The organism is Streptomyces sp. 35G-GA-8, from assembly GCF_023534745.1.
Taxonomy (GTDB): Bacteria; Actinomycetota; Actinomycetes; order Streptomycetales; family Streptomycetaceae; genus Streptomyces.
Genome location: NZ_JAMHJQ010000015.1, coordinates 42,705 through 66,051 on the forward strand (window position 1 = coordinate 42,705; position 23,347 = coordinate 66,051).

The window sequence follows — 23,347 nt, forward strand, 5'->3', positions numbered from 1 at the left end:
TCACACCGCGCGCCCATGGCCTCAACGGGGCGTCACGGACTCCCTCTTCACCTCCAGGCCGGCCGGCGCCTCGATGCGCGCCGTGCCGTCGGCGGCCACGGATATGTCCAGGCGCCCTCCCGCGACATCGAACCCCTCCACCTTCAACGGCCGGTACGCCTCGGCGAACGCGGGCGCGACGGTGAGGGTGCCGCCGGGGACGTCGGCAGAGAGCCCCAGCGCGGACTGGAGGACCAGGACGGACGAGGCCGCCGCCCATGCCTGCGGCCGGCAGGACGCCGGATAGGGCGAGGGCACCGCGTCGGTCGCCGAACCATGGCCGGCGAACAGCTCCGGCAGCCGGGCGTCGAAGCCCGCGGAGGCGGTCAGCAGCCCCGCGGCGAGCCCCGCGGCGGCGTCCGGGAAACCGGCCCTGGTCAGCCCGTGCACCGCGATCGCGGTGTCGTGCGGCCAGATGGAACCGATGTGGTAGCCGTACGGGTTGAACCCCACCGAGTCGCTGCTCAGGGTGCGCAGCCCATGGCCCGAGTCGAGGTCGGGCGCGCTGAGCCGGGCGGCCAGCAGGGCGCTCTCCTCGTGGTTGAGCAGGCCCGTGCCCAGCAGATGGCCGAAGCCCGAGGTGACCGAGTCCACCGGCCGCTTGTCCCGGTCGAGGGCGACGGCCGGGTAGGCGCCGCGCTCGTCCTCCACCCAGAAGTGGCTGCGGAACCGGTCGGAGAGCCGCTCCGCCCACTCCTCCCACTCGTCGGCGCCGGGCCGGCCGAAGGCGCGCAGCAGCGCGGCGCCGCCCCGGGCGGCCTCGTAGGCGTACGCCTGGACCTCGCACAGCGCGATCGGAGAGCTCGCGAGGCGTCCGTCGCGGTGCCGGATGGCGTCGCCGGAGTCCTTCCAGCCCTGGTTGGCCAGTCCGCGGCCGGTGCCGTCGATGTACTTCAGGAAGCCGTCACCGCCGGCGTCACCGTAGTCGCGCATCCAGGCGAGGGCTGCCTCGGCGTTCGGCAGCAGCCGTTCGACCTGGTCGGGGGCGAGACCCCAGCGCCAGGAGTCGTGCAGCAGCGTGATCCAGAGCGGGGTGGCGTCGACCGTGCCGTAGTAGGAGGGCGGCAGCGAGAAGTTGTCGTGGAAGGTCTGGGTCCCACGGCGCACTTCGTGCAGGATCTTGCCGGGCTGCTCCTCGGTGCCCGGGTCGGACTTCACGCCCTGACGGCGCGCGAGCGTACGCAGCGTACCGGCGGCGAGTTCGGTGCCCAGCGGCAGCAGCATCCGGGCGGCCCACAGGGAGTCACGGCCGAAGAGCGTGAGGAACCAGGGGGCTCCGGCCGCCAGGAACTGGTCGGCGGGCTCCTCGGAGTCGGTCAGCCGCAGCCGGTCGAGGTCGGCGGCCGACTGGCTGATCCAGTGGTCGAAGCGCCGGTCGGCGCTGCGCAGCACCGGGGTGCGCCAGGGCACGCTGTCCGCCGCCGGGGCGGGGAACTGGTCGCCGTCCTCGTGCGCCGCGTCACCGTGCAGTACGGCGGTCCAGGCCTCTCCGGGCGCCAGCTCGATCTCGTACTCCAGCCGCCCGGACGCCGGGGCGGTGGCGGTGGGCACCGGGGTGGAGGAGAGACGTACGGCGAACCCCTGCCTGGACCAGCCGAGTCCGTCCGGGGTGGCGGTCGCGGGGACCGGGCTCTGCGCCTGCCCGGTCTTGACGCGCTCCATCTCGGCGAGGTCGGTGGCGGCGGTGACGATCAGCCGGACGCGGACGTGCCGCCCTCCCTCGTTGGAGACCTCCAGCGTCTCCTCCAGCCGGCCGGGGGTGACATGCCGCTTCCGGTGCAGGGTGACCGCGGGGTCCGCGGTCGTCTCGCCGAGGCCGCGCAGCACTCCGCGGAAGGCCGCCCGGTCCGCACCGTCAAAGGCTCCGCGTACCGGCGCGATCGCGATCCCGTCGGCCTCGACCGTCAGCCGGGACAGCGCTCTGCTGTCGGCGTGGTAGAAGCCGTCGGCGCCGCCGTCGATCTGTCCGTCCGCGTGGGAGATCGCGAAGCTCGGCGCGTACAGGGTCACGCAGGCGTCGTGCAGGAACGGCTGGAGGCCCTCGGCCGAGGGGACCGCGGCTGCGACGGAGTTCATAGTGTCGTGGGTCTTGACAGTAGTGGACAACAGAGCAGAACCTCTCAGTCATTGGAGCGTTCCAAGAACCCTAACGACGAGTTCAGCTCGTTGACAATGGCATTGGAACGCTCCAAAAGAACTCATCGATTCGCACAAACCGTCCCGGAGACCGTCATGCCCCGCCCCGCCAACGCGCCCTCGCCCAAGGCCGGTTCAGTAACCCTGGCCATGGTCGCGCGGCGCGCCGGGGTCTCCCCGCAGACGGTGTCAAATGCCCTCAATTCGCCCGAACTATTGCGCCCCGAGACGCTGGAGCGGGTTCAGCGCACCATCGACGAGATGGGATACCGCCCGCATCGGGCGGCGCAGACGCTGCGCACCCGCTCCAGCAAACTGATCGGCTATGGCATACGTCCCAGTGCGCCAGGAATGTCCGCCCCGGTCATGGACCGCTTCCTGCACGCGCTGTCCCAGGCGGCCGACGAGGCCGGCTACCGGATCCTGTTGTTCGCCTCGCCGCCCGGCAACGCCAGTCTGGACGGGCACGAGGAGCTCATCGATCTGCACAGCGTCGACGGGTTCGTGCTCAGCGGCACCGACCGCGGTGACCCCCGCCAGGCCTGGCTGGCCAAGCGCGGCATACCGTTCGTGGGCTTCGGCCGGATGTGGTCGGGCCGGCAGATAGGCGACTGGGCGGATGTCGACGGCGCCTCGGGCACGGACGCCGCGGTCGAGCATCTGGTGGCCCTCGGGCATCGCAGAATCGCGTTCCTCGGCTGGCCGCGCGGCTCCGGTGTCGGCGACGACCGGGCCGAGGGCTGGCAGCGCGCCATGCGCAGGCACGGTCTGCCGGTACGCGGCCGACGCGCGCAGAGCGTCGACGACACCGCCTCGGCGCGGGCCGCCGTGGCACCGCTGCTCGACACCGGTGCGACGGCCGTGATCGCCGCCAGCGACATGCTCGCGATGGGCTGCTACCAGGCGCTGCGCGAGCGGGGGGCCACGCCGGGCAAGGACGTCGCCGTCATCGGCTTCGACGACTCGCCGACCGCGGCCCTGCTCTCCCCCGGTCTGTCCACGGTCGCCCAGCCGCTGGAGGCCGTCGGCCGGGAGTGCGTACGTCTCCTGCTCGCCCGGATGTCGCAGCCCGGTGCCCCGCCCGAGCATGTCGTGCTCGAACCGTCCCTCGTCGTCCGCGACAGCACACCCGCTCCGGGAAGCTGACCGCGCCCACCATCGCCCCGGGGCGAAGAACGCTCCCGGGCCATCGATTCACCCCAGGTCTCTCCCGGGCCATATAGCCGCACGTTTCATCTCTTCTGGAGGAATTCATGGTCACCCGCACGGCCGCCGCCGCCGCACTCGTCACCTGCGCGGCGCTCCTGGCCGCCACCGGCTGCTCGTCCAACTTCGACAGTGGCAAGGACCAGGCGCAGGACAAGGCAGAGAAGCAGAAGCTGACCGTCCTGATCGCCACCTCGGGTGACGCCGAGACCCAGGCGGTGAAGGCCGCCGCCGCCGCGTACGCGAAGAAGTCCGGCAACACGGTGACCGTCGAGGTCGCCAAGGACATGAACCAGCAGCTCGCGCAGTCCTTCGCCGGGCACAAGCCGCCGGACGTCTTCTACGTCAACTCCGACCAGTTCGCGAACTACTCCAAGGGCGGTTCGCTGTACCCGTACGGCGACCAGATATCCGACTCCTCCGACTTCTCCGAGCAGCTGCTCACGTCCTTCTCGTACGGCGGGAAGCAGATGTGCCTGCCCAAGGACACCTCCACCCTCGGTCTCACCATCAACACCGACCTGTGGAAGAAGGCCGGGCTGACGGAGAAGGACTACCCGAAGACCTGGCAGGAGCTTCAGAGCGTCGCGGACAAGCTCACCACGAACGGCGTCACCGGCCTGGTGACCAGCGACGAGTACCAGCGCCTCGGCGTCTTCATGAAGCAGGCGGGCGGCTGGCTCACCGACGCGGACCAGAAGAAGATGACCGCGGACACCCCGGAGAACGCCGAGGGTCTCGCCTTCGTCCAGTCGATGCTGAAGTCGGGCTCGATGAAGTTCGCCAAGCAGGTGGACACCAGCTGGGGCGGCGAGGCGCTCGGCAAGGGCAAGGCCGCGATGACCATCGAGGGCAACTGGCTCGACGGCGGCATGAAGCTCGACTACCCGGATGTGAAGTACGCCGTCGCCGAGCTGCCGGCGGGTCCGAAGGGCAAGGGCACGCTCGCCTTCAGCACCTGCTGGGGCGTCGCCGCCGACAGCACCCACCACGCGGCCAGTGTCGACCTCGTCAAGCACCTGACCTCCGCCGAGCAGCAGCTCGCCTTCGCCGACGCGTTCGGTGTGATGCCGTCGCGGACGAGCGCGCTCAAGACGTACGCCGAGAAGACGCCGCAGGCCAAGGCGTGGGTGGACGGCAGCGCGTACGCGCAGGGCCCGGTCACGATCGCCGGCTTCGACAAGGTGGCCAGCCAGTTCAACACCGACCTCCAGTCGCTGCGTACGGCGGACCCGAAGAAGATCCTCGCCGACCTCCAGCGCAACGGCGAACAGGCGATCGCGAAGGGCAACTGAGCCCCATGCCCCTCCGTACCGTGCGCGCGCCCCGCGCGCACCGATCGACCGGCACATCGGGCGAACCTGACACGCCCGGTGTGACCGGTACGACCGCGACGGCCCGTGCCAACGCCCCGCGCGCGGGCCGTCGCGGGGACCCGCGCCGGGAAACCGCCTGGGCCTGGCTGTTCGTCAGCCCCATGGTGCTGGTCCTCGGGCTCTTCCTGGTCCTGCCCATCCTCATGGCGCTCTGGGTTTCCCTGCTGAACTGGGACGGACAGTCGAACCCGTTCAGCGGCGAAGCCGACTTCGTGGGCCTGGACAACTACCGGACGCTGTTCACGCAGGACGGTCTCGACCGCACCCTCTTCGCGACCGCCCTGCGCAACAACGCCTACTACGTCCTGCTGACCGTGCCCCTGCAGACCGGGCTGGCGCTGGGCCTGGCCCTGATCGTCAACCAGAAGCTGCTGCGGGCGCGCGGTGCGCTGCGTACGACCTTCTTCTTCCCGTCGGTCACCAGCTCCATCGCCGTCTCCACGGTCTTCCTCTTCCTCTTCCAGGGCAGCGGGGCCGTCAACTCCCTGCTTTCCTGGGTCGGGGTGAAGGGACCGAACTGGTTCGCGGACCCGCGCGGGGTGCTCTCCCTGTTCCTGGGCAAACTGGGGATCGTCGATCCCGAACAGCCCTCCGGGGTGCTGGCGGACCACTCCTTCATGGGGCTCTCGTGGTTCGAGTGGCTGTCAGGACCCTCGATCGCGATGTGCACGATCATCCTGCTGGCCGTGTGGACCACCTCGGGCACCTTCATGCTGATCTTCCTCGCGGCGCTCCAGGACATCCCCAGGGAGCTGGAGGAGTCGGCCGCGCTGGACGGGGTCAACCGCCGTGAGCTGCTGCGGTACGTGACGCTTCCCGCGCTGCGTCCCGTGCTGTTCCTGGTGCTCACGCTGGGGCTGATCTCCACCTGGCAGGTCTTCGACCAGGTGTATGTGATGGGCCAGGGCGCCCCGGGCAATACGACACTCACGCCCGCGTTCCTGTCGTACTCCGCGGGCTTCGACAACGCGGACTTCGGCCAGGGCGCCGCGATCGCGTTCGTCCTGCTCGCCCTGATCCTCTGTCTGACCGGGTTCCAGCGCTGGGTTCTGCGGGAGCGCGGCGTACGTAAGGGGAGGAAGCGATGAGCGCCGGTGGTACGGCCGTACGCGACCGGGTCGGGCGGGCCCGGCTGCGGCGCGCGGCGCGCAACGCCGCCCGTCCGCCGGTCCTGGGGCGGTTCCCGGTCCCGCTGCGGGTGCTGGGGTACTGCCTGGTGGTGGGGGTGGCGCTGCTCTATCTGCTGCCGTTCCTCCTCCAGTTGGTGACGGGCTTCAAGACGGACCCGGACGCGGCGGCGAACCCCCTCTCCCTGGTGCCGACCACTCCGACGACGGCCGCCTACCAGCGGCTGTTCGGGCTGAGCGAGTCGGCGGACGGGGTGCCCTTCCTGCGCTGGCTCTCCAACTCGACGCTGGTCACGGTGATCGTGACCGCGGGCCGGGTGCTGTTCAACTCGATGGCCGGGTACGCGCTGGCGCGACTGCGCTTCCGGGGCCGCACGGTGCTGTTCGGCTTCGTGCTCGCGGTGATGGCGGTGCCCGGGGTGGCCCTGCTCATCCCGAAGTTCCTGGTGCTCAACACCTTCGGAATCTTCGACACGTACACCGCCATGATCCTGCCGCTGCTGGTGGACGCGGCGGGCATCTTCATCATGAAGCAGTTCTTCGAATCGGTGCCGCGCGAGGTCGAGGAGGCCGCGCGGGTCGACGGGGCGGGGGTGTTCCGGATCTTCTGGTCCGTCGTCCTGCCGATGGCCAGGCCCGCGCTGATCACGCTGACGATCCTGTCGTTCCAGGGATCGTGGAACGAGTTCACGCACTTCCTGGTCGCCACCCAGTCCGGTCAGTACGAGACGCTCACCACCGGGCTCGCCCGCTTCATATCGGGCGGTCTCGGCGGCGGCACGCAGTATCCGCTGAAGCTGGCGGCGGCGCTGCTGTCCACCCTGCCGGTGGCCGCGCTGTTCTTCTGCTTCCAGCGCTACTTCGTCAACGGCGCCAACTCGGGCGCGGTCAAGGAGTAGCGGCCGTACGGCCGGAGACCGGCAGACCGCACCGCCCCGTCGCCGGGTACGGCGACGGGGCGGTCGCGTTCTCGCCAGGGACGCGTACTGGGCCATAGAGGTGAAACACCCCGGACCGACCCGGATGTCCTGCCTCTCGGCGGCGCCCGCGTCGCGAATGTGTCGGTGACAGAGAGCACCCGCGGTGGTGCGGGCGCCGAGGAAGGAGGGGCGTGATGGGCGCGGAGCACATCGACACCCGGCTGCTGGAACCCACGCCGCGGGACGACATCATGGCGCTGCAGACGGCGGCGTCGCTGGAGAACCTCGCGGTGAGCGTCTACCGCACCGCCGCCGAGCTGCCGTTCATCAAGGACGGCAACGCCACGATCCAGGAGTTCATCGCCTCGACCACCCGGCACCACGAGGAGCACGCCAAGGCGTTCAACACGGCGGCCGTCCAGGCGGGCGGCCAACCACAGACCGGGACCGACCCGAAGTACGCGGCCATCGTCCAGAAGGCGCTGCCCGCCGCCAGGACCCCGGAGGACGTGATCACGCTCGCTCTCTCGCTGGAGGACGTGGCCGCGCAGACGTACACCAAGAACGTGGCTCCGGCCGGCACCGCGCGACTGCGCCGGCTCTTCGCCTCCGTCGCCCCGGTCGAGGCGCAGCACCGCGCCACCCTGCTGACCATTCAGTCGCTCCTCGGCTCGGGCGACACCGATCTGATCGCGATCCCGACGGACGCCGACGCACTGCACGCCGCCGCGGGGACGGTCGGATTCCCCGACGCCTTCTATCCGACGGGCAAGGCCTCGCCGAGCTCCGAAGGGGCCGTGCGGTGAGTGCCGCACCCGAACGGGGCCGCCGGGAAGCGCCCCTCGTCGGTCCCACCAGTCCTACCTGTCCTACCAGTCCCACCGTTCCCGCCGATGAGACCGGGACCCATGGACCCGGCCGCCGGAGGTTCCTGCTGGGGGCGTCAGGCGCGGGGGCCTCGTTCCTGCTGCCGTCCTGCTCCGGTGGGAACGACCTGTCCTCGCGCTCCCCCGTCGACGAGGCCAGTGTCATCGCGCACCGCGTCACCTACCCCGGCGATCTGCGGACGGTCGCGCTGGCGGTCGCGCTGGAGAACCAGGCCGTCGGCGTCTATACGTCGGCCCTGGCCTCGGCCAGGTCGGGCAGGCTCGGGACCGTACCGCGCGCGCTGACGAGTTTCCTCGCCGAGGCGATGGCCCAGCACAGCGACCACGCCAAAGTGTGGAACGACGTACTGACCCGCGCCGGCAAGCCCGCCCTCACGGGGGTGCCGCTCTCCGACCAGAAGGAGATCACCACCACGCTGGCCAAGGCCACCAGCGCGGACGACGCCGCGGCGCTCGCGTTGCAGCTGGAGGAACAGGCCGCGGGGACCTATCTGATGGCCACCTACGGCCTGACAGGCGCCTCGGAGACGGAGACCGCGGCCACGATCGCCCCCGTCGAGGCGATGCACGCCTCGATCCTGCGCTTCCTCCTGGGCCAGTACCCGGTGCCCGACGCGTTCCTGCACATCGAACGCGCGGCCAGGCCGAGTCTGCTGACGGTGTGATCCCGCGACCTGCTCAGGGGGGCGTGCGCTCGCGTGCCCCAGGGCCGGGCACGCCCCGCCCCCGGCTACGGTGCGAGACTTGCGAGGTCCTTCCCACCGCTCCGGAATCGAGACACCGCCGTGCCGTTCGCCCCCACCGCCCGTATATCGGTGGCCCCACTGCTCGCGCTGGCACTGGCCCTCTCCGGATGCGCCGCCACCGACACGGCCGATGACTCCGGCGCCGCCGCCAAGGAGTCCAAGAACTCCGCCGCGACCGGTCACGCGGTACGCGAGCCCCGGGCGAACGATCCCTTCGACTACCAGCTCGGCGGAGCGTACGACCCGCCCGAGGGGGTGCGGACGGTCATCAGGGACCGTACGGCGGCCCCGGATCCGGACCCCGGCATCTACAACATCTGCTACATCAACGCGTACCAGACCCAGCCGGACGCCGTGGCGTGGTGGCGGCAGAACCACCCCGACCTGCTGCTGCGCGACGCGGACGGCGCGGCCGTCATCGACGAGGACTGGGCGGAACCACTGCTGGACATCTCCTCCGACGAGCGTCGTGACCGGCTCGCCGGCATCGTCGGCGGCTGGATCGACGGATGTGCCGACCGGGGATTCGATGCCGTCGAGGCGGACAACCTGGACTCGTATCTGCGCTCGGACGGCCTGCTCGACCGCGCCGATGCGGCGGCCTTCGCGGAGCGGCTGGCCGAGCACGCCCACCGGGCCGGGCTGGCGATCGGCCAGAAGAACGCGGCGGAGATGACGGGGACAGGGGACGGGATCGGCTTCGATTTCGCCGTGGCCGAGGAGTGCGCGCGCTACGAGGAGTGCGACGCGTACGCGGCGGCCTATGACGACAAGGTGCTGGTGATCGAGTACCGGCGGGCGGACTTCACCGTCGCGTGCCGGGAGTGGGGCGACCGGCTCTCGGTCGTCCTGCGGGACCGGGATGTCGTACCGGCCGGAGAGCCCGGCCATGTCAACGCGCGCTGCTGAGTCAACGCGCGCTGCTGAAAGGCTCGTTGGGTGCGCCCTCGCGCCGACGTCCCCGGTCAGGCGTCGCGGCCCCGCTCCCGCCGCTGGGCCAGCAGCTCCTTGCGGCGCGCCTCCTCCTCGCTGAAGAGCGCCGCCAGCCGCTGTGTCCTCTCGTCGAGTTCGATGGGGGCGTCCTCGTCGTCGTCCTCGGAGATCAGCCCCTCCGCGACGGCCCGCTGGTGCTGCACCATCACGGGAGGCTGCGGGTCGGGGTCGGAGGGGCGCGGGCCCTCGGGGCCGTCCGGCCCGATACGGACCAGGCGTTCGATCCGTACCACCCTGAACCGCCGTCCCTCCACCTCCACTTCATTGCCGCGCTCCGCGTCCAGCCGGTCGGCCGCGGCCAAGTACGGTGCGCGCCGCTCGGCTTCGAGGCCGAGCTGCCAGGGGATCATGACGCGCAGCGCGACGGCGAGGGTGTCCCGCGCGCCCTGCGGTGTGGTGCAGGTCCCGGTGGAGTCGGGCCGCCAGCGCCCGGACTCCTTCTCCGCCGTCATGAAGGTCGGCGGCAGGAGGACACCTCCCGGGTGTGTGCGTGCCGCGATCCGGGAATCGTCGCGGATCTCGTCGGGTACCGTCCCCGACTTGCGTACGAGGGAGAGCAGTTCGACCTTGAGGATGCCCTGGGACATACCGGTGGCGATGACGGGATCGAAGACGAACCCGGCCGTGGGATCCGGGGCCTTGTGCGACTCGCCGGACGCCATGGGGTCCGGATCGCCCGGCCGCGGGGGCTCCGGTCCGTCGGGCCCCGAGCGTACGTAGCACTCCGCCCGCGCGACCCGGTGGCGGACACCGAGCACGGTCAGCTCGTCGAGCGTCTCCCACTCCATCCGCTCCGCGGCGCGCATGCACTCCTCGTACCCGGCCCGGTCACCGGCCTTCTCGCACTCCTCGGCCCGTCTGCGGAACTGGGAGCCCATGCTGTCGCGGCCGTCCTGCGGGGCCAGCCCCGAGAACGACGAGACCAGCTCCCAGCCGCCCGCCTCGCGTTCGCGCACCACTCCGAAGAGCGGCCCGCCCGCCGAGAGGATGTCCGGATAGCTCTCCCGGGCGCGCCATGCCTCCACATCGGCCACCGCCTCGACCGGTCCCGCCGGTCCTGACACCCGGATCGTGCGGTACGCGGGCACGTTCTCACCAAGCTCAGCCATGCCCCGAGCATGCCCACACAGCCACGGCGCACGGGGCGATTCCACGGAAAGAACCACCGACCGCGTGACACCGCGCATACCCGCACATACGTACGCCCATCCGGCCGAGTGTCGAGCCGAACCGGTGTACGAGTCACTTCGGCCGGCGAAGGCGCCAGGGAAGCCGGAACCGGCGGCGGCCGGCCCGCCGCGGCAGCGCGGGGCCGGAGAAGCGGCCCTCGTACGGTCGGGCGCCGTCACCGTCCGCGCCGTCGGTGCCGTACGGTCCGATGCCCGTGTCCGCCGGAAGGCGCAGGCCCTCCTTGTCGTACCGAGTGGCGGCGATCGTCGCCACGAGCTGCTCCTCGGTGAAGGTCTCGGAGCCCCGCACATGCGGCACGAATCCTACGAGGACGCCGTCCTCCACCACCTCGGCCCGCAGCCCCAGCACCCCGTCGATGTCCCAGATCGCCTCGCCGCCCTCGGCGAGCACGATCTGCACCCCGCACTGGTAGACCCCCAGGTGCGCCAGATGGGCCATCACCCCACGGGCGCGCAGCGACGCCACGAGACGGCCGGCTCGATCCTCATCCATCCGATGGCCATCTCCCTGTGCGGCAGCTTCTGGACGGATATGTCCTCTGGCACTCATGGTAGGCCGTTCGATCCCGCCCCGCCGGACAGCCCTTGGCGTGGCGACCGACGGGGCCGGCGGTCAGCGTGAGTACTGCGGCGGTACGCGCCCGGTGGCCCAGCCGGAGACTTCCGGCTCGTCCAGCGAGCGGACCCAGAGGTCGACCAGGGCCACGGTCCGCGCGTCGGGCCAGGGGCCCACGCCCATGATGCGCATACCGGCCTGGTCCGCGGCCTGGATGCCACAGTGGGAGTCCTCGATCGCCAGGGTGTCGGCCGGGTCGGCGCCGCAGAGCCTGGCCGCGGTGAGATAGACGTCCGGATGCGGCTTGGGCCGCATCTCGTCCTCGGGCACCACGATGTGCCCGAAGAGGTCGAGCAGGCCCGCGGTGTCGAGGCAGGACTCGACGACCTCCCGCGGGCAGTTGCTGGCGACGGCGAGCGGCGCGAACTGCGCCGCCGTTTCCACGAGTTGACGGGCGCCGGGCATGGTCAGGGGGTTGTCGGCGACCAGGGCGCGGAAATGCGCGAGCAGTCGGTCGGTCATCTCCTCGCCGAGGTCCGGGCGCCCCGCCTCGTCCGCCATCAGGCGCCCGCATTCGCTGTAGTGGAGCCCTTTGGCCCGCTCCGCGAAGCCGGGAGCGGGGGTGAATCCGAACTCGCGCAACGCCAGAATGCGCGCGTCCTGCCAGTGGCATTCGGTGTCCATGAGAGTGCCGTCGCAGTCGAAGACGATGGCTGAGGGAGTCCAGGAAAGGATGCGTTGAGCTGTCATCCGCGTGCTTCCGTTCAGGAGTGCCCTAAAAGCGGCAGCGCTGGCCGCCGCAACGGTGCGAAACACCGCGGGCGTGTTGGTCACCCGTTGTCGGACGGGTGCGATCCCTGGCGGGCGCGGCCATATGGAGAAGGCCTGTTCCGGCGTCCGCCAGGAACATAACGATCGCTACGCTAGAGAGGACTACTCTCGGCAGTCAAGCGATTGCATTTAGTGTCTAAATCTGTTTATTGGTAGCGGAGGACTCCAAAGGCCTTCTGTTCGCCGTCCTGGAGAAAGCGGAAGACGCAGGTCGCGTGGTGCGGCACGCACAGAACGCGGGCGGGCGGGCGGTATTCGATGAAGCGCGCCGTTTTCAGCCGACCGGCGGTAGGCCGTAGCAGCCTTCCGCCACTTTCGAGGGCGGCGGCCTGCCGGGCGGCCTCCAGCACGATCATGCCCGGGACATGATCCGTCGCGTGGTCGAAGAAGAAGGGATGCCGCATATCGGCGGGATCCACCAGCAGCGTGGCGCCCTCGGAACCGATCACGACATCGTGCGCGCCGGTCACCCCCAGCCGCCGGGCGTCGGGACGGAGGTGGCCGTCCGCGCGCACGACGGACGGAGCGGCGGCGCCCGCGCGGCCCGCCCGTACGGCGTCGTACTGCTCGGGTTCGAGAAAGCGCGCACCGCCGCCGGCCAGCGCGAAGAGCGCGCCGTCGGCCTGATAGGAGACCAGGAGGCGCAGCCCGGTCGCGGACCCGTCGGGCCCGCGTCGCACCTGGGTCACCCGCACCCGGCAGGTGACCCTGGTGGCGCCGGAGAGAGCGCGCGGCTCCGAGACGGGATCGAGCTCGAAGAAGAGATCGGTGATGACCAGGCTCGCGACGGACGAGACGCCGAAATACCGCAGCGGAATGTAGATCCCGAGCTGACGCAGTGTCTCCACGATCATCAACGGGCTGTGCAGATCGGCGCCGTCGCGCGGAAAAGTCGGATGGGACCGGGGCCAGGAGGCGGCGGCTTCGAAATCACCGCTTTCGGTCCCCCGTACGTCGGTCAGCAGTACCTCCGCCACGGAGGCGCGATGCACCATCTCCCGGGCGACAGTGCGCGACCAGGACAGCGGCCGGACCTCCCCGGCGATGTCACCAACCGATGTATTCATGCGATAAGAACATCGCAATTCTCCGACACTCGCACCCCAGCTCAACGCCGCCGTACGCCATCACACCCCGCGTGAAAAGCCGCTACATTGCGTGCTGTCATTTAACGGAACGGGAATCCGGGGTACACGTGCAGGTTCGGGCGGAGCAGGTTCGGGCGAAAGCGACGCGCAGGTTTCTGCTGGAGGCCGCGGCACATTTGTTCGATGAGCGTGGCTATGCCGGTACCAGTATCAGCGACATCAGCGCGCGGTCCGGCCGTACGAGCGGCGCCATCTACTTCCACTACGCCAGCAAGGAGAATCTGGCCCTGGCCATTGTGGAGGAGCACTTCGCGACCTGGCCGGAGCTGATCGGCCGTTACAAGGCGGCCGACCGCCCGGCGCTGGAAAGACTGGTCGCCCTGAGTTTCGATGTGGCCAGGGCCTTCCGCGACGATGTCGTCATCCGCGCCGGATCCCGGCTGTGGGCGGAACGCGCGGCCATCGACGTCACGTTGCCCCGGCCCTTCGTCGGCTGGCTGGAGACGGTCACCGGGCTGCTCGAAGAGGCACACGCCGAGGGATCGCTCGCCGAGAGCGTATGTCCCGAAGTGGCCGCGCACGGACTCGTCTGCGCCTTCTTCGGGCTGCACACGGTCTCCGACGCCCTGGAGGGGAGGCGGCAGATCGAGGAGGGGCTGTCGGATCTGTGGCTGCTGCTCCTGGCCGCGCTCCAGACCGACCCCGACCCGGCGCTGCTGCTCGCGCGCGTGCGGGAGGGCGAGCGGGAGCGCCGCCGGGAGGGCGTGACGGACGGGCGCCGGGCGCGACTCGGGGACCGGGTGCTCACGAAGAGCGGCTGACCGCGCGGCACGTCATGGCGCGGCGGATACCCCCTCAGCCGGTCGCCGTCCCCGCTCAGTTGGGACTTCCGGGACGTCGTCCGGATGCGATCAGTCGCGGCGTACAGCCGTCCGGGGACCAGCCGTCGGCAGACCGCCGTTCAGCGTCGGCAGACCGCCGCCGGCCGGGCCTCGTGGTCCCGGCCGGCGGATCGGCCGCTCAGGATTCCTCGAAGTAGGCGTCCAGGACGGCGTCGAGCTCTTCCGTCCATTCCTTGAGGCGGTTCCTGGTGTCGGCCTCGACCTCGGCGTCGAACCAGCGGCGCTCCGACACATGCACCGTGACGGTGAACCGGCGCCCGAAGCGAGGGGTCTTGATCTCGACCGCGCCGATCTCGCTCCACCAGAAGTCGGCCTCCTGGTCGTCCAGCCGGAACCGGACGCCCTTGCTGTCCGCGATGATCGCGCCACGGCGGTCGGTGACCTCGAAGACGGGGCCGTCCTCGGCGGAGGCGCCGTCCTCAGGGGTGTCCTCCTCGGAAGAAGCGTCGGAGGAAACCTCGTCGGCCGCTTCGGTCTTGTCGGTGGTGGTGCCGTTCGCGTCGAGGGCGGGCTCATCGGGAACGGCCGCCGGAAGGGCGTCCGAGGGGGCGCCGCCTTCGGGCGCGCGCTCCTCGGTCTCCGCCTGCTCCGGGTCCGTCTCCGCTGTGCCCGCGGGGCGGGGGACCATGAGGCCGGGAACGTACGCCGGGTCTTTCCCCACGGCACGCTCGGGCCAGATATTCGAGTCTATGCGCTGCTCCACGTCCGGAAGTATGGACGAGAATCCTGTGCGAGCCCAGCCCGGCTCGCATCCGGCCGTATGCCCGTGGCATCCGGCCGCCCGTACATACACACCTGATTCGAACAGCAACTCCCCCCATCGCATACGCTGTTACCGCTCGCCCCACCCGGATCACCCGAAACGGGCACATCGGCGATGCGGTCCCCTTCACCAGGTTCTTTCCCCGCCTCCACTCATGGGAGCGTTCAATGACGGCCGAGACGCCCAAACCCCAGATCGACACGAGCAAGCCCCATCCCGCACGTGTCTACGACTATCTCCTCGGCGGCAAGGACAACTACGCCGTCGACCAGGCGGTGGGGGCGAAGCTGCCGGTCGAGGCGAGGGCCGCCGCGCGGCAGAACCGTGCCTTCATGCGCCGCGCGACCGCCTGGCTGGCGCACAGCGGGATCGACCAGTTCCTCGACATAGGCACCGGCATCCCGACCGAGCCGAACCTGCACCAGATCGTCCAGCGGATCAACCCGAAGGCCCGGGTCGTCTACACCGACAACGACCCCATCGTCCTGCGGCATGCCGAGGCCCTGCTGATCAGCTCGCCCGAAGGCGCCACCGACTACATCCAGGCGGATGTCCGCGAACCGGGAGCGATCCTGGACCACGCCCAGGGCTTCCTGGATTTCAGCCGCCCGGTCGCGCTCTCCCTCATCGCCCTGATGCACTTCATCCCGGAGGAACAGAAGCCGTACGACATCGTCGGCACCCTGGTGGAAGCCCTTCCCACGGGCAGCCATCTGGTGCTCTCGCACGCGGCGTCCGATCTCTACCCCGACCTCGTGGAGCAGGTGGTCGCGCAGTACAAGCGGGGTGGCATCACGCTGGGCTTCCGTACCCGCGAGGGGGTGGCGCGGTTCTTCGACGGCATGGACCTCGCCGAGCCGGGACTGGTCACGGCCCCGCACTGGTACAGGGACACGGTCGCGCCGACGGAGGAGGAGAGCGGCGGATACGACAGCGGCATCTACGCCGCGGTCGGCCGCGTGCGCTGACCTTTCCGGCGGCCCGTCGCTCCGCCGGGCGTCCTCCCGGCGGACGGGCCGCCGGCCGTCCGAAGGAGTCCGGAACGCGGCAGGGCCGGACCAACCCTGAGGGCTGTCCGGCCTGCCGCGAGCGGCGTGCGGTGTGTGGTGTGCGGGCCTGTCAGTAGGGGCCGTTCACGTTGTCGATCGAACCGTAGCGGTCGGCCGCGTAGTTGGACGCGGCGGTGATGTTGGCGACCGGGTCGTAGCTGTCCGTGGACGTACCGGGCACGTGGTAGGCCTCGAATGTGGGGTCGATGACCTGGAGGAGCCCCTTGGACGGGGTGCCGGCGGCGGCGTTGGAGTCCCAGTTGTTGATGGCCCACGGGTTGCCCGAGGACTCGCGCATGATGTTGCGGTGGATGCCCTCGTACGAGCCGGGGATGCCGTTCGCCGCCATGACGTCCAGCGACTCCCGGATCCAGCCGTCCAGGTTGTCGGCGTACGTCGTCGTGGCGGTCTCGGCGGCCGAGGCGCCTGTGTCGGCCGAGGCGCTGTCGTCGGTGCTCTGCTCGGCCGCCGGCGCGGCCTCCTCGTCGGCGGTGGAGGCGGTGGAGTCAGCGGCGGAGTCGGCGGGGGCCTCCGACGCGGACGACGTTCCGAGCGTCAGCGTGAGGCCGGGGAGGATCAGGCACGGGTCGCCGCCGATGGCATCGCGGTTGTCCTCGTAGAGCTGCTGCCAGCCGCCGCTCAGGGAGAACTCGTCCGCGATCTTGGACAGCGAGTCGCCCCAGACGACGGAGTAGGTCGTCGGAGTGTCCGCCTGGACGACGGCGGCCGGGGTCAGGGTCACCTTGGCGGTGGCGGCGGTGTGCGCTGCCGGGGCCGCCTCGGCGGTGGTGGCGGCCAGCAGGGGGAAGGCGAGTACGGCACCGCCCGTGCCCGCGGTGACGAGACCTCTGGCGACAGGGCTGTTCTTGGGACGACGGTGCTTTGCCTTTGAGGCCATGACGAATTCCTCTCCTGCGCCTGCGAGGTGAGCTGTCGGGTTCGGACCGGAGATGCCCGGCCGCACTGTGAATGCGGCTTAACCCCAAGCCGGTCCGTGGTACGGATCGGCGACTTACCTGGGTCCCCCGCTCCTGCCGGGCGTGGGTGGGTGTGTGTTTCCGGGCGGCGGCAGGATTCGGCGTTCCGTCCGGAGTAACGAGAACGTAAGCGAGGGCGCCCGAACGAAACAAGCCCTGAATTCACAACGGAATCCAATTCACGAATCCGGCCCGAAATGATCTCGTTATCGGCCCGATATCGGGGAGCTCAACTCGCCCTTCCCGCAGGCGAGATGACCGGCGGGGGCGGGTGGTCGACCGGGCACTTACGTGACACACATCACGCGCATGACGGAAATGTCCAGGTCACAACGGGGTGCAGAGAGTGGAAAGCAGAGCGAACGATAAAGAAAAGGACTTCGGGGAGAATCGAGGTAAATCGCCCATAAAGGGACAGAGGCATGGCATCGGATCCGACCCGTCGACCCGACCCCGCAAGGGCCCCGACAGGCCCTTTCCCTCGCTCATTCTTCGGATCGGTACGCGCCGCTGACGCCCTCTCACATTCGAACAACCGGGGCCATATGGCGATCCTCCGGCCGTCTTTCATCGAAGAGCGGATCGAATTCGTCGAATGCCCTTTCAGCAAAGGGCAGTTCGCGGCGGAAGAGGAAGTGATGCCCGGAAGTGATACCCACCCGCATTTGCTGACGATGAGCCAACTCGGGATTTCTTCGGCCCGTTCATCGCAGCGCCCGGGAAACAAAAGACGGGTGGTGGCGCTGCCGGAGTCGCCCTCCGGCAGCGCCACCACCCGTCGGTGGCCCGGCGCCCGGCCGCCCGCTTCACGGGCGGCGGCGCGAAGCTCAGTCCGCTTCCGTGATCTCCTCCCGCCCCGCCGCGGTGAACCCGAGGAGTTCGCGGCTGCGGGTGGTGTCGAACAGCGACGCGTGACCGTCGAGCGCGCCCCGGATCTCACTGGTGGGGTGGTGCGTCTCCAGCAGTTCCCTGGTGGGTTCCAGGGCCGCGCTGTCGGGCGCGGCCACATTGACGACATGGTGGCCCGTGAGGTCCGCCGTGAGGGCGGCCCGTACGGCACGGGCGGCGTCCGGGGTGTGCAGCCACCCCCACAGCTCACGGCGGTTGGACGCGGGATCCGCGTGCACCTCCGCCAGCCGTTCCCGCAGCCGGGGGCCCGCGCCGACGAACGGGAACCGCAGCATGACGGTGACCGTGCCATGGCGCCGGGTCGTGAACTCCGCGGCCTTCTCCGACATGACCTTCGACAGGCCGTAGGAGTCGACGGTGAGATCGGGGTGGTCCTCGTCGACGGGGACGTACACCGGATGCAGATCCCGGTCGGCCCACGCGATGCCGACGGCCGCCGCGCTGGAGGCGCCGACGACACGCGGCACGCCGAGCCGGCCGGCCTCCTGGAACACCAGATAGGCGGCGAGGACGTTGGCGCGCAGGGTCTCGTCCTCCGACACGATGCCGGGCGCCGGGTACGCCGCGAGATGGACGACCCCGGCGAACACACCGTCCTTCTCCGCCGCCGCCTCCCGTGCGGCGGCGAAGCACTCCGTGACCGTCTTCGCCTCGCTCAGATCGCCGGTGACGAACCGGACACAGCCGTCCTCGGCGTCACCCCGTTCCAGGTCGGCGCCCACGACGCGGAAGCCCGCGCCGATGAGGTCCGCCACGACGGCCCGGCCGATCCCGCCGGCCGCCCCGGTCACCAGTACCGTCCGGGGGCTCTCCCGTACCGTCCGCCCGCTCATCCCTTGACCGCTCCCATCAATCCGTTGACGAAATAGCGCTGGGCGCACAGGAACAGGACGATCACCGGGACCACCATGATCAGAGCCGCCGCCATCAGCGAGTTGTACTGCACGACACTCTGCGACTGCATCGCCTGGAGCGCGATCGGCAGCGTGTACGTGTGCGGGTCGTTCAGCGAGATCCGGGTGAGCTGGTACTCGTTCCAGGTCGGGATGGCCGTGAGCAGCGCGATGGTGATGACCGCGGGCCGGGCCAGCGGCAGATAGATCCGGCTGAAGATCCGCAGCTCGCCCGCGCCGTCCATCCGAGCCGCCTCGCGCAGCTCCGCCGGCACCGAACTGAAGGCGTTGGTCAGCAGCAGGATCGCCAGTGGGGCGCTGCCGTTGACGAACGGCAGGATCAGGCCCCAGTGGGTGCCGAGGATGTCGAGCTTGCTCTCCAGCAGCACGATCGGCAGCAGCGTCACCACTCCGGGGACGAAGAGCAGTACCAGGAAGAGCCGGTACAGCCACTTCTTGCCGGGGAACGCCAGCACGGAGAAGGCGTAGGAGGCGGCCGAGTAGACCACCACGACCAGCACGGTCGTCAGGACGGTGACCTTGACGCTGTTGAGGAAGTAGTCGAAGAAGTCGAGCTTGCTCCAGGTGTCGGCGAAGGTACGGAGGGTCGGGTCGTGCGGTATGAGATGACCGCCCTCCTGCACCTCCTTGTTGGTCTTGAAGGCCGCCGAGACCATCCACAGGAACGGATAGACGCTGACCGCCGCGTAGGCGGCGAGCACGATCCCGACGACGGTACGGACGACGGTCCTGCCGACGGGCCGCCGACCGCCGGTGCGCGGCACGGTCCGGTCGTGGGCGCGGATGCCCGCCCGTCGCGGTGGGGAGAGGGTTTCGCCGCTCATCCCATCCTCCTCATCACCCGCTGGTTGATGAAGGCGACGACGAGGGCCGCCAGGAACAGGAGCCAGCCCAGGGCACTGGCGAGACCCAGCGTCGGGGACAGCTCGGAGAGGAAGGCGAGCCGATAGGTCTCCAGACCCAGGACGCTCGTGGAGTCGCCCGGACCGCCGTTGGTCATGATCAGGAAGGACTGGAAGCCCTGGAGGGAGTCACGCACATTGAGCAGGAGCACGACGACGGTGATGGGCTTCATGAGCGGCCATACGACCATTGTGGTCGAGCGCAGCCAGCCGGCGCCGTCGATCTGCGCCGCCTCCAGCAGGGAGCTGTCCAGCGACTGGAGCCCGGTCAGATAGAGCAGCATCGCCACCGGCACGGCCGACCAGACCATGACGACGATCATCGTGGCGAGGGCGGTGTCCGGGTTGCCGAGCCAGCCCTGCGGCTGCTGGAGCGAGCCGAGGCCGAGGGACTTCAGCAGCAGGTTGATGGCGCCGTTGGGCTCCAGGATGTAGTTCCAGGCGAAGTAGACGGCGATCCCGGTCGTCACGTACGGCACGAAGTAGACGGAGCGCAGGACGCCCTGGAAGCGCTTGACCTGGTTCAGTACGAGGGCGAGGGGGAACGCGACGAGCACGGTGAGCAGCGGGACCGCGATAACGACCCACAGGGTGTTGACCGCGGCCTTCTTCACGATCGGCCAGTACGTCGGGCTGCCGCCGAGCAGATCCGTGTAGTTCCGGAAGCCGCGCCAGTTCCACTCGGGCCAGAAGCCGTTCCACTGGGCGAAGCTCAGCGAGAATCCGTAGACGATCGTGTAGACGCCCATGACGGCGAACAGGGCGATCGCGGGCGCGACGAAGAGATAGCCCCAGGCGGCCTGCTTGCGCTTCTCGCGCGGTCCGCCGAGGGGGCCGCGGCGAGACGCGCCGCCGCCCCGCTCTCCGGCGGAGGAGGAGAGCGCGCCCTTCCCGGTGCCGGCGGCCGTCGCCGTACCGGTTCCGGCGGTCATTTGTCCTGCTCCGCCCAGTAGGACTTGATCATGGAACTCATCTGGGCACCCGTACTTTCCGCGCTGCGTGACTTCAGCGGGGTGAACTGGGCCAGTACGGCTCCGACCTTTCCGGGGTCGTACAGGCTGGGACGGTAGGCGGTATAGCCGGCGTTGTAGGAATTCTTGCCGGAGCCGAAGGCCGCTTCCATGGAATTCAGGACGGGGCCGAGCGCGGCGCTCTGGTTCTTGTCGAGCTGATTCGGCGGCACGTCGAGCGCCTGCTTTCCGAAGTCGGCCGCGACATCGTCCCTGGACAGGAACTTCAGCCACTGCAGGGCCTCGTCCTTCTTCTCCGATTTCCGGGTGATGGAGAGACCCGTGAGGGAGAAGGGCGAGAGCTGGAGGCCGGGGATGGCGGCGTCCTTCGGCGGCGGCACGGGGAACGTCATGAGATTGTCCGCGTCGTAGCCGTTCTCGGCGAGAAACGCCAGGGTGTAGGTGCCGCCGATGTCGAAGGACGCCTTGCCCTGGGCGAAGGCGAGATCCGCCTCGTCGATCCCCTTGGACTGGGTGCCGGGCATCCAGTACGGGGTCACCTGGTTGTAGGTGTTCAGCACCTTCTGGCCGTTCGGTGACGACCAGCCCTGAGCGGGGTCCGGGCCGAAGAGCGCCTCGAACTTCTGCTTTCCGAGCATCCCGAACGCCATCGGCTGCATCAGCCATTCCAGGGCCGTGGAGGGCTGCTTCACCCCGACGGTCACACCACCGGTGTCGGGGTATGCCTTCTTCACCTTGTCGAGGGCATCGATGAATTCCTCCCAGGTGGCCGGCGCCCGGGTGACCCCGGCCTTCGCCGCGCGGCTCTTGTTCATATAGACAACGCCCTGGGTGCCGACGGTGAGCGGCACACTGAATCGCTGCCCGAGCTGGACACCCTGGGTCTTGGAGCCCTCGGTGAGCGACGCCTTGTAGACCTCGGGCGTGATCGTGCCGTCCTTGAGGACCTGGGGGAGGTACTGGTCCAGCCATTTCTGGTCGACGTCCTTGGAGAGGTCTTCCAGCAGCCCCGCCCCGCCGAACGCGAGGTCGTCGCCGTTGGCGTGCACTTCGAGCACATCGGGCAGATCGTTGGTGCGGGCCGCGGCCTGAACCTTGGTCAGAAAGGCATCATCCGGCGTCACCGCCTGGATGTTCACCTTTGTTCCGGTCTCGGCGGTGAATTTTTCCGCTGCCGCCCGCAAGGCGGCCACATGGGACTGCTTGAAGGTCCACATGGAGAGTTCGTCGCGTCCGGAACCGTTTCCGCCGTTCGAACCGCACCCCGCGATCAGCACACCCATGGCGGCGACCGAAGCGAGTATCGAGGTACGACGCGCGGCTGGGAGAAGTCGTATCACGTTCCCAGCGCCTTTCTTCGGGGCTGTTCGTCCAGCTCCTCTATGACGCAGCGAATCTAAATCGACTTGATGTACGGTGTCAACAGTTGTAACACCCGGAAAACACGGACGTGCCATCACCTCGGAGGGAACCCATGACGGCAGCGAAGACACGGGGTACGACGGAGAGCGCGGAGACGGCGGAGGGTGCGACGGCGGCGGACGGTACGGGGGCGGCGGAGGTGCTGGCCCCGGCTCCCTGGGCGCGATCCGGCTCCGACTCCCTGCGGGTGACGGCGGTCCGTACCTTCCTGTGCGCCCCCCAGGGCTGCCCGTATGTGATCGTGCGCGTGGAGACGAACCAGCCCGGTCTGTACGGGCTCGGCTGCGCCAGCGACCCGCAGCGCACCCTGGCGATCCGATCGGTCGTCGACGACTATTTCGGTCCGATGCTGCTGGGCCGCGACCCCCACGACATCGAGGACCTGCACCGGCTGCTGCTCAACAGCGGCTACTGGCGGGGCGGTTCGATCGCGCAGAACGCCCTGGCGGGCGTCGACGTGGCGCTCTGGGACATCAAGGGCAAGGCGGCGGGTCTGCCGGTGCACCAGCTGCTGGGCGGCCGGGCCCGGGAGGCCGCGGAGGCGTACACGCACGTGGACGGCCACGAGGCGGGCGAGATCGCCGAGCGGGTGCTCGCCGCCGCCGAGCGCGGCTACCGCCATGTCCGCGTCCAGGTCGCGGTCCCCGGAACGGACACCTACGGCACGGCCCCGCGCGACGAGGCCGAAGCCCGCCGGCGCCGGCTGCGGGCCGGGAGCTGGGACTCCCTGAGCTATCTGCGTCATGTCCCGCCCGTGCTGCGCGAGATCCGTGAGCGGGTCGGCACGGGAGTGGAGCTGCTGCACGACGTGCACGAGCGGCTGACGCCCTCGCAGGCCCGTGAGCTGGTGCACGAGGTGGAGGACGCGCGGCTGTTCTTCCTGGAGGACGCCCTCGCCCCCGAGGACGCGGCCCACTTCGGTCAGCTGCGGGCGGCCGGTTCGGTCCCGCTCGCGGTGGGCGAGCTGTACCACGACATCACGATGTACCTGCCGCTGCTGGAGCAGCGGGTCATCGACTTCGCCCGGATCCGTATCCCCACGCTGGGCGGCCTGACGCCCACCCGCAAGCTCGTCGCGGCTTGCGAACTGTTCGGCGTACGGACGGCGCCGCACGGCCCCGGCGATGTCAGCCCCGTCGGCATGGCCGCCAACGTGGCCCTGGACATCAGCTCGCCCGCGTTCGGGGTCCAGGAGGCCGCCGCCTTCAAGGAAGCGACCCTGGAGGTCTTCCCCGGTGCGCCCGTGCCGCGCGAGGGGCGGCTGTACCCCTCCGAACAGCCCGGCCTGGGAGTCGACTTCGACGAGTCGGCCGTACGCAGGTATCCGGTGACCGAGCCCCTGGAGCACGACCGCTGGGCGCTGCTGCGCAACACGGACGGGAGTGTGCAGCGGCCCTGACCGTTGACGTACGCGAGTGAGGCCCCGCCGGCCGGCGGGGCCTC

General features: G+C 69.8%; 21 protein-coding genes and 1 riboswitch. Of the genes, 10 read left to right on the plus strand and 11 right to left on the minus strand.

All coding sequences use genetic code 11. The features are described 5' to 3' along the window. Positions 1 to 21 precede the first annotated feature (21 nt). On the minus strand, positions 22 to 2,115 hold the full coding sequence (locus M1203_RS30040; RefSeq protein ID WP_249952972.1) for a glycogen debranching N-terminal domain-containing protein: 2,094 nt from the start codon (positions 2,113 to 2,115) through the stop codon (positions 22 to 24). 156 nt (positions 2,116 to 2,271) lie between these two features. Here M1203_RS30040 and M1203_RS30045 point away from each other — a divergent pair, with 156 nt between their 5' ends. The 7 genes from M1203_RS30045 to M1203_RS30075 all read left to right on the plus strand — a co-directional run bounded on the left by M1203_RS30045 (position 2,272) and on the right by M1203_RS30075 (position 9,346). Beyond that, on the plus strand, positions 2,272 to 3,321 hold the full coding sequence (locus tag M1203_RS30045) for a LacI family DNA-binding transcriptional regulator (RefSeq protein ID WP_249952973.1): 1,050 nt from the start codon (positions 2,272 to 2,274) through the stop codon (positions 3,319 to 3,321). A 107-nt stretch (positions 3,322 to 3,428) separates the two neighbouring features. Then, positions 3,429 to 4,676 carry an extracellular solute-binding protein gene (locus M1203_RS30050; RefSeq protein ID WP_249952974.1) on the plus strand — a complete coding sequence of 416 codons (1,248 nt, stop codon included), beginning with the start codon at positions 3,429 to 3,431 and terminating at the stop codon, positions 4,674 to 4,676. A 5-nt stretch (positions 4,677 to 4,681) separates the two neighbouring features. Then, entirely contained in the window at positions 4,682 to 5,845 is a 1,164-nt protein-coding gene (locus M1203_RS30055) for a carbohydrate ABC transporter permease (protein ID WP_249952975.1), read from the plus strand. Next, entirely contained in the window at positions 5,842 to 6,783 is a 942-nt protein-coding gene (locus M1203_RS30060) for a carbohydrate ABC transporter permease (RefSeq protein WP_249952976.1), read from the plus strand. Before M1203_RS30055 ends, M1203_RS30060 begins: the two co-directional genes overlap by 4 nt. A gap of 215 nt (positions 6,784 to 6,998) precedes the next feature. After that, the gene (locus M1203_RS30065; protein ID WP_249952977.1) at positions 6,999 to 7,610 is read left to right on the plus strand and encodes a ferritin-like domain-containing protein; all 612 of its coding nucleotides are present in this window, start codon (positions 6,999 to 7,001) and stop codon (positions 7,608 to 7,610) included. After that, positions 7,607 to 8,356, plus strand: coding sequence for a ferritin-like domain-containing protein (locus M1203_RS30070; RefSeq protein ID WP_249952978.1), 750 nt, complete (start codon positions 7,607 to 7,609; stop codon positions 8,354 to 8,356). Before M1203_RS30065 ends, M1203_RS30070 begins: the two co-directional genes overlap by 4 nt. Before the next feature lie 120 nt (positions 8,357 to 8,476). Next, positions 8,477 to 9,346: an endo alpha-1,4 polygalactosaminidase gene (locus M1203_RS30075; protein WP_249952979.1), complete on the plus strand. Its 870-nt coding sequence runs from the start codon at positions 8,477 to 8,479 to the stop codon at positions 9,344 to 9,346. 56 nt (positions 9,347 to 9,402) lie between these two features. On the opposite strand, the gene M1203_RS30080 is transcribed toward M1203_RS30075, so the two are convergent. The 4 genes from M1203_RS30080 to M1203_RS30095 all read right to left on the minus strand — a co-directional run bounded on the left by M1203_RS30080 (position 9,403) and on the right by M1203_RS30095 (position 13,074). Beyond that, entirely contained in the window at positions 9,403 to 10,539 is a 1,137-nt protein-coding gene (locus M1203_RS30080) for a DUF5954 family protein (protein WP_249952980.1), read from the minus strand. A 133-nt stretch (positions 10,540 to 10,672) separates the two neighbouring features. Continuing rightward, entirely contained in the window at positions 10,673 to 11,113 is a 441-nt protein-coding gene (locus M1203_RS30085; RefSeq protein ID WP_249952981.1) for a hypothetical protein, read from the minus strand. Positions 11,114 to 11,233: 120 nt separating this feature from the next. Further along, positions 11,234 to 11,926 (minus strand): HAD family phosphatase, encoded by a 693-nt coding sequence (locus M1203_RS30090; protein WP_249952982.1) that lies wholly within the window; start codon positions 11,924 to 11,926, stop codon positions 11,234 to 11,236. Between the two features lie 227 nt (positions 11,927 to 12,153). Beyond that, complete coding sequence (locus tag M1203_RS30095; protein WP_249952983.1) at positions 12,154 to 13,074, minus strand: ScbA/BarX family gamma-butyrolactone biosynthesis protein; 921 nt, start codon at positions 13,072 to 13,074, stop codon at positions 12,154 to 12,156. Between the two features lie 128 nt (positions 13,075 to 13,202). Here M1203_RS30095 and M1203_RS30100 point away from each other — a divergent pair, with 128 nt between their 5' ends. Continuing rightward, on the plus strand, positions 13,203 to 13,916 hold the full coding sequence (locus M1203_RS30100) for a ScbR family autoregulator-binding transcription factor (protein ID WP_374404349.1): 714 nt from the start codon (positions 13,203 to 13,205) through the stop codon (positions 13,914 to 13,916). Positions 13,917 to 14,115: 199 nt separating this feature from the next. On the opposite strand, the gene M1203_RS30105 is transcribed toward M1203_RS30100, so the two are convergent. Then, positions 14,116 to 14,700 carry a hypothetical protein gene (locus M1203_RS30105; protein ID WP_249952985.1) on the minus strand — a complete coding sequence of 195 codons (585 nt, stop codon included), beginning with the start codon at positions 14,698 to 14,700 and terminating at the stop codon, positions 14,116 to 14,118. Positions 14,701 to 14,927: 227 nt separating this feature from the next. Between M1203_RS30105 and M1203_RS30110 the strand changes: the two genes are divergently transcribed. Continuing rightward, entirely contained in the window at positions 14,928 to 15,728 is an 801-nt protein-coding gene (locus tag M1203_RS30110; protein ID WP_249952986.1) for an SAM-dependent methyltransferase, read from the plus strand. A gap of 151 nt (positions 15,729 to 15,879) precedes the next feature. Here the strand turns inward: M1203_RS30110 and M1203_RS30115 are convergent, their stop codons facing one another. The 5 genes from M1203_RS30115 to M1203_RS30135 all read right to left on the minus strand — a co-directional run bounded on the left by M1203_RS30115 (position 15,880) and on the right by M1203_RS30135 (position 21,822). Further along, a complete protein-coding gene (locus M1203_RS30115) occupies positions 15,880 to 16,707 on the minus strand; it encodes a LysM peptidoglycan-binding domain-containing protein (RefSeq protein ID WP_249952987.1) in 828 nt (275 codons plus the stop codon). Positions 16,708 to 16,711: 4 nt separating this feature from the next. Beyond that, positions 16,712 to 16,866: riboswitch (cyclic di-AMP (ydaO/yuaA leader) on the minus strand. Positions 16,867 to 17,613: 747 nt separating this feature from the next. Next, positions 17,614 to 18,528: an NAD(P)-dependent oxidoreductase gene (locus M1203_RS30120; RefSeq protein ID WP_249952988.1), complete on the minus strand. Its 915-nt coding sequence runs from the start codon at positions 18,526 to 18,528 to the stop codon at positions 17,614 to 17,616. Further along, the gene (locus M1203_RS30125) at positions 18,525 to 19,433 is read right to left on the minus strand and encodes a carbohydrate ABC transporter permease (protein WP_249952989.1); all 909 of its coding nucleotides are present in this window, start codon (positions 19,431 to 19,433) and stop codon (positions 18,525 to 18,527) included. The genes M1203_RS30120 and M1203_RS30125 overlap by 4 nt, the downstream gene beginning before the upstream one ends. Continuing rightward, entirely contained in the window at positions 19,430 to 20,443 is a 1,014-nt protein-coding gene (locus tag M1203_RS30130) for a carbohydrate ABC transporter permease (RefSeq protein ID WP_249952990.1), read from the minus strand. Before M1203_RS30130 ends, M1203_RS30125 begins: the two co-directional genes overlap by 4 nt. Continuing rightward, positions 20,440 to 21,822: an extracellular solute-binding protein gene (locus M1203_RS30135; protein ID WP_249952991.1), complete on the minus strand. Its 1,383-nt coding sequence runs from the start codon at positions 21,820 to 21,822 to the stop codon at positions 20,440 to 20,442. Before M1203_RS30135 ends, M1203_RS30130 begins: the two co-directional genes overlap by 4 nt. A gap of 134 nt (positions 21,823 to 21,956) precedes the next feature. Here M1203_RS30135 and M1203_RS30140 point away from each other — a divergent pair, with 134 nt between their 5' ends. Next, a complete protein-coding gene (locus tag M1203_RS30140; protein ID WP_249952992.1) occupies positions 21,957 to 23,303 on the plus strand; it encodes an enolase C-terminal domain-like protein in 1,347 nt (448 codons plus the stop codon). Positions 23,304 to 23,347 lie beyond the last annotated feature (44 nt).